This window comes from Bradyrhizobium sp. (assembly GCF_019242285.1).
In the GTDB taxonomy this organism is placed as follows: domain Bacteria; phylum Pseudomonadota; class Alphaproteobacteria; order Rhizobiales; family Xanthobacteraceae; genus Bradyrhizobium.
This window is the reverse complement of record NZ_JAFAVV010000927.1, coordinates 1-4,903: the sequence shown is the minus strand read 5'-3', so window position 1 is coordinate 4,903 and position 4,903 is coordinate 1. Positions and strand designations below refer to the sequence as shown.

5 protein-coding genes and 3 pseudogenes are annotated in these 4,903 nt (G+C 61.8%); 3 read left to right on the top strand and 5 right to left on the bottom strand.

Annotation, left to right across the window (positions count from 1 at the left end; genetic code table 11):
- Positions 1 to 155: S26 family signal peptidase (locus tag JOY90_RS37990; protein ID WP_291696213.1), on the top strand; the 155-nt coding region annotated here is incomplete at its 5' end.
- 256 nt (positions 156 to 411) lie between these two features.
- On the opposite strand, the gene JOY90_RS37985 is transcribed toward JOY90_RS37990, so the two are convergent.
- Together JOY90_RS37985 and JOY90_RS37980 are read right to left on the bottom strand one after the other, a co-directional pair.
- Positions 412 to 777: a transposase gene (locus JOY90_RS37985; RefSeq protein ID WP_291696212.1), complete on the bottom strand. Its 366-nt coding sequence runs from the start codon at positions 775 to 777 to the stop codon at positions 412 to 414.
- A 34-nt stretch (positions 778 to 811) separates the two neighbouring features.
- Positions 812 to 1,159 carry a hypothetical protein gene (locus tag JOY90_RS37980; protein WP_291696211.1) on the bottom strand — a complete coding sequence of 116 codons (348 nt, stop codon included), beginning with the start codon at positions 1,157 to 1,159 and terminating at the stop codon, positions 812 to 814.
- Between the two features lie 392 nt (positions 1,160 to 1,551).
- Here JOY90_RS37980 and JOY90_RS37975 point away from each other — a divergent pair.
- Positions 1,552 to 2,162 (top strand): annotated as a pseudogene (locus JOY90_RS37975) (type VI secretion protein); the annotation flags it as partial.
- Between the two features lie 636 nt (positions 2,163 to 2,798).
- Here JOY90_RS37975 and JOY90_RS37970 read toward each other — a convergent pair.
- The 3 genes and pseudogenes from JOY90_RS37970 to JOY90_RS37960 form a co-directional block, all read right to left on the bottom strand.
- On the bottom strand, positions 2,799 to 3,287 hold the full coding sequence (locus tag JOY90_RS37970; RefSeq protein ID WP_291696210.1) for a hypothetical protein: 489 nt from the start codon (positions 3,285 to 3,287) through the stop codon (positions 2,799 to 2,801).
- 256 nt (positions 3,288 to 3,543) lie between these two features.
- Positions 3,544 to 4,089 (bottom strand): annotated as a pseudogene (locus JOY90_RS37965) (cytochrome b).
- 21 nt (positions 4,090 to 4,110) lie between these two features.
- Positions 4,111 to 4,230 (bottom strand): annotated as a pseudogene (locus JOY90_RS37960) (rubrerythrin); the annotation flags it as partial.
- Positions 4,231 to 4,713: 483 nt separating this feature from the next.
- On the opposite strand from JOY90_RS37960, the gene JOY90_RS37955 reads away from it, so the two are divergent.
- On the top strand, positions 4,714 to 4,903 hold a 190-nt coding region (locus JOY90_RS37955), incomplete at its 3' end, for a hypothetical protein (RefSeq protein ID WP_291696209.1).

Here is a 4,903-nt window from a genome sequence, read left to right as displayed (position 1 = left end):
TGCCGGTCTGGCAGGGGTGCAACGTCCTCGGCGAAGGCAAGATTTTTCTCATGAACTGGGAATCCGAGGACTCCCTTGATGGCCGCTACTTCGGTCCTCTGCCGTCGTCCGCCGTTATCGCCCGCGCCATTCCCGTGTGGACCGACGAGGAGTGAAGATGCGTGCCGCTCACGTCCAAATCGTCATTCTGCTGCTCAATTCGTGCCGATATCTTGCATTCGTCCCGCTGATCATCGACCAGGCCGGCTTACGAAGCGGTCGCCCGCGGCGGACGCCAGACCGCCGTGACGCAGCTTTTCCGCTGGATAGCGCGTCCAATGGCGCCTGTCCGCTTTACGCCGATTTTCTTTCTTGCCGGCGTCGATAGGCTGTCATCATCGGCCGATCCCATGGGGCTGGATTGGCTGCGCCTCAACCGATCCTTGTCAGATGCCGGCGCAAGTTCGGCGATAAGCGGCGGGGGGGTGGGCAATCTTCGCAAGCGTCCGCCGTCATGCCCTCTGGTGGGCGCACGAGGTCGCGCAGAACTCGCGCCGCGGCAGTGTCGTCGGGGAGCGCGACATGGGCAAGCTTGGCGCGCCTGTCGCGACCAACGCCGAACTGCACGCGCCAGCGGAACAGCAGCCCGGTGACGATGCCGTGCTTGCGCGCGACGGCAGATACCTTGGCGCCCGGCTGCGCCGTCTCTCGCACGATCGCGAGCTTCTCCTCGTCGCTGAAGAAGCGCCGGAGCGACGTTGCAGGTGTCGGCGGATCGACGGTCGTCGCGCCTGTCAAGCTGTTTTCGGCGGACGGGTTCCTAGCACTAGCGCTAACGGCCGGACGGACTGAGGGGTGAAGATGCGCGCGCCAGTTCGAGCTCGCCGGCGTCCAGTCGGTCACGCCATTTGCGCAGCGAGTGCGGCGACAATTGCATCGCGGCGGCGTAGGCGCGGATGCCCATTCCGCCCCAATTCATCGCCTCCACATGCATCGCCCAGAACGCCTGCGTGGCGCGATTGCGGACGTTTGTGCTGACGGAACATCGTTGCCGATTCTGCTTTTGCGCCGCCTTTTCTCGCTCATTCCGGCGCTCCTCGTTGCGCAATTCCGTCTGATATTCCGTGAGTTTACGTGCGGTGTCCTCGCCGACCAGCCGCTTCAGCCAGCGCCGAAACACGGTCTCGGTGAGATGCTGCTGATGGCAATATTTGCGGACCCGAGCCCGCTTCGGCGCCAGGCCTCGATGTGCAGCGACCACCACTCGCGTCGCGCTTTGTTCTGGAAGTGTTTCGGTCCCACCGGAGAATCTCCACAGCAGCAGAGAACCCGAAATGGAACGACTTCACACGAGGAGGAAGGTGTGCAGGACCCGGACGCTTACTCCCGACCTCCCGACCGATTAAAGCGGCAAGATAAAAGCGGCTCGCCGTCCGAACACGAAGCCCTTGATCGGGCTTGTGTTCGTCCGTGCCGGTCGGTCGGGGCGCGTGCCGCGAAACGGACATTTGCGAACAAGTTGAAGGGTGTCTTCGGCACTGCTCTTCACTTCATCGCTAGGAGGCGATGGCGATGAGCGCAGGGGAGCGCGAGTTCCGAATCCGTCCAGGCCGTATCCGAAATGCGCGCGCGGGCAAGCCGAAGAGCTTCATCAACCGGGTGCTGCGCGCAGCAAAGATGGCCGGCCATGTTTCTCCGGCGAGGCGCGCGGCCGCCCACAGGCAGTCGACCTTTTCGGCCGCGGCCGGATGAGCTTTGGCCGGGAATGCCTGTTCAATCCAGCGCGGCGTGTGACGGTGAAGGCACGGGTCGTCCGCCACCGAGGGCGGGCCTTCCGCTCGGCGCCGCTCGCCGCGCACCTCTCCTACCCGAAACGTGACGGCGTCACCCGGAGCGGAGAGCCGGCACACATGTTCGATGCCGGCAGCGACCGGGCCGATGAGGTGGCCTTCGAAGCGCTGACGCGGGATGACCGGCATCATTTCCGGTTCATCGTCTCGCCGGAGGATGCGGGTGACATGATCGATCTCAAGGCTTTCACGCGCGACCTGATGAGGCAGATGGAAGCCAATCTCGCCACACCGTTGAGCTGGGTCGCTGCGCTTGGACAACGCCAAGGGCGTTGCCCACATGCCCACAGCAGAAGCAGCAGAAGCAGCAGAAGCAGCAGAAAACAACTCCTTCGAGCCGCGAATCAAGGTTGACCACGCGGCTTCGCCGATGCCAGAACCCAGACAGCCAGAACGCCTCCCGCCCCGGGTGACATCAAATCAGAACGGTGGGCGAGATCATCTCGGAATCCTGGGCGAGATCAAATCGGAATACCCGGGCGAGATCATCGGAATCGGCAGCGGCGGGCGCTCTACGATGGACGAGACTGGTGCGCTTCCGTCCTGCAGAGCCATGCGTCCCATCCCTCTCTGGTCTACTTCCGGTCCGTCGGCACCGGCGCCGGCTGGCCGGCGGCGTTGGGAACCATCATGGACCTCGCCCTAATCTTCGAACTCCTGATCGACGATCCGAAAAGCCGCGCGGCTGCCCTCCTGCTGCGAGACGAGGGATTGCGTATCGTCGGAGAAATCGCTGGTTGACAGTCTTGAGCCCAAGGACGTCAGAACCACCGCCACGGAGATCGAAGCCGTCTGCGGCCGGCTTTCGGCTGCCGGCTATCGGCTCAGGCCGCATCCGGATCTCGGGGCATTCGCCTCCAGGCGGACGGATCATGTCCGGTGCATCGGCGCCATCGCCGCGCATCTCGGCACATCCATGGCGCCGCTGTTACCAGGGGAGCCGGCAGCGAGACGGGACGATATTCGCGCCTAATTGCCTAAATCGCTTGGAGACCAGGCCGATGGCGCGTTGCTCCCGAGCGATGGTTTCGAGCCCTGTAATTGAGCACGCGACTCGCTGGTTTTCTGGAGTGGCTTGTAGAGGTCGCGGGAAACCATGAGCTTGACCACCATCCGGTCCGAGGCCGGCGTCAATCCGAAGCCGACGCCCGCCTCGATGTTGAAGTCTTCCGTCTTGTAGTCGACGACGCCGAACAGCTGCCGCGACTGCTGATCGAGGGGCAGGAACTGTTTGATCGCTCCGTAGTCGGAGTACCTCCGCGACGACGGCCCACGTCTTGGGTCCCAGTGTACGGCGTTGTAGCTGAACTCGAGATTGATGCCATAGAAGAACGTCGGAGCCGCGGCGTGAGGCACCACGAAGAGCTCGCGAACCTTGAACCCGTTCAGAACTGGACCTTCGCCGTTGGCCACGCTAGAGAGCGGCAGATAGAGACCCTGTTCGAACCAGTCCGTCACGCCATAGGCCCATTCGGGGGACGCCGTTCAGCGTCTGGTTCGGAACGAGCCCGCCCGGAAAACGCGGCGTCTTCAAACCCCAGGGCGTAAAGTATTGTGGACCATCAAGTTGAAGACGCCGGGTTCGGCGATCTGTGCGTCGTAGACCTGGATCTCGTCAGTTTGAGCGATGCGGCGGCGATCCCTAACACAGGAGCAAAAGCGTCAAGAACGCTTGCGCCGCGGCCGTTCTGTTAAGTTTCACTGCATCGATCGTTCAAATCGAAGATTGGCCGGGCAACATCCGGCTCATGATGCGGTCGCGGTAGTAGAACAAATGAACCATTGCCGGCACGACATGGGTTTACGACCAGCACGAGAAGCGACCACTCGGCCGCCTGATGCAGACCATCGATCGCTTTGCCGGCGGCCGCGTTATCCGCGGAGAGCATCGGAAACGGAAGCAGGTAGAAGAACGAGGTCGACGACCAGCCCCGAAAGGACGCGAACAACCACCCTGTCAGGGTGGTCAGGAGCACCATGACGTACAGCATCCAATGCACCAGTTCGGAAGATAGGCGTTGCCACACGGGTAGCGAACTTTCCGGCGCGACAGGATGGGTCAGCGCCGTGCGAAGCGCAGCACGATCAGAGCCAGGATGATGAGCCCGATCGAAACGTGAAAGGTCATGGCGGCGCCGGGCTGCATGCCGCGATGGATGTCAGGCATCAGCCAGCCGATCAGGTATTGCGCAACCAGGAGCGCGACGATCAACCAGTGCATGACCTTCGCGGTCGTTCCATAGTGGAGTTGCGGTGTCATCTGTATTCGGCTCCGTAAACTAGACGCGCCGATCCCGATGCCGACGGCGAGGACGATGACGCCGCCCGGCAGGACCTGGAAGACGGCCTTCAGGAACGGTGTGTCCATGTAGCGGGCGCGGATGACGGCGATCGCCCAAAGTTACCTCGGACGAAGCGAATATAGCCCCGGGGGCTTGCGATCGCGCTTTAATAGGAGACACTTTCAAACAGTGAAGGTCGCAGCTTATTCAGGTCAAACGGTGGGCGAAAATCGCTTCTGTACCGGAGACTGACTTGCAGTTTCCGGCCTGCAGGATGGCACGCAAAAGATCAGGTTGCTGGCCGAAGCGCGGCAGACGCTCGCGAATTGCCTGCCCGCCCCGGCCAAACGTTTCTCTTTTCTAACGCCTGGCGCGGTTTGCTCAAAGCCCGCGACGGCCGGACTCCCGCTTAACGTCGTTCTTCGTGTACGACCACTCCCTCATCAGGCAGAGTTTCCCAGCTTTCACCACGCCAGTAGCCGCGGCCTTCGTGCTCCCGGAAAGTGACACTCGGACCGGGGCGCCAGTCATCTTCATGGATTACGATTCCTGACTCTTTTGGGTACGTGTAGCGTTCGTGCGTATGCCAGCAAACATCTCCGTTGCATACAACTGCGGCGGAAGCCGTCGCCGCTGAGCCAGCCAGCATCGTGACGCCAAATGCGCCAAGAAGAAGTTTTCTCACCATGGTCATTTCAATGGTCTCCTGTTGTGAACTGGACGATCACAAACGAACACCGAATGCCGATGAGAGTTCCGAAGGCCCGCTAATGGACGAAATCATACAAAGAT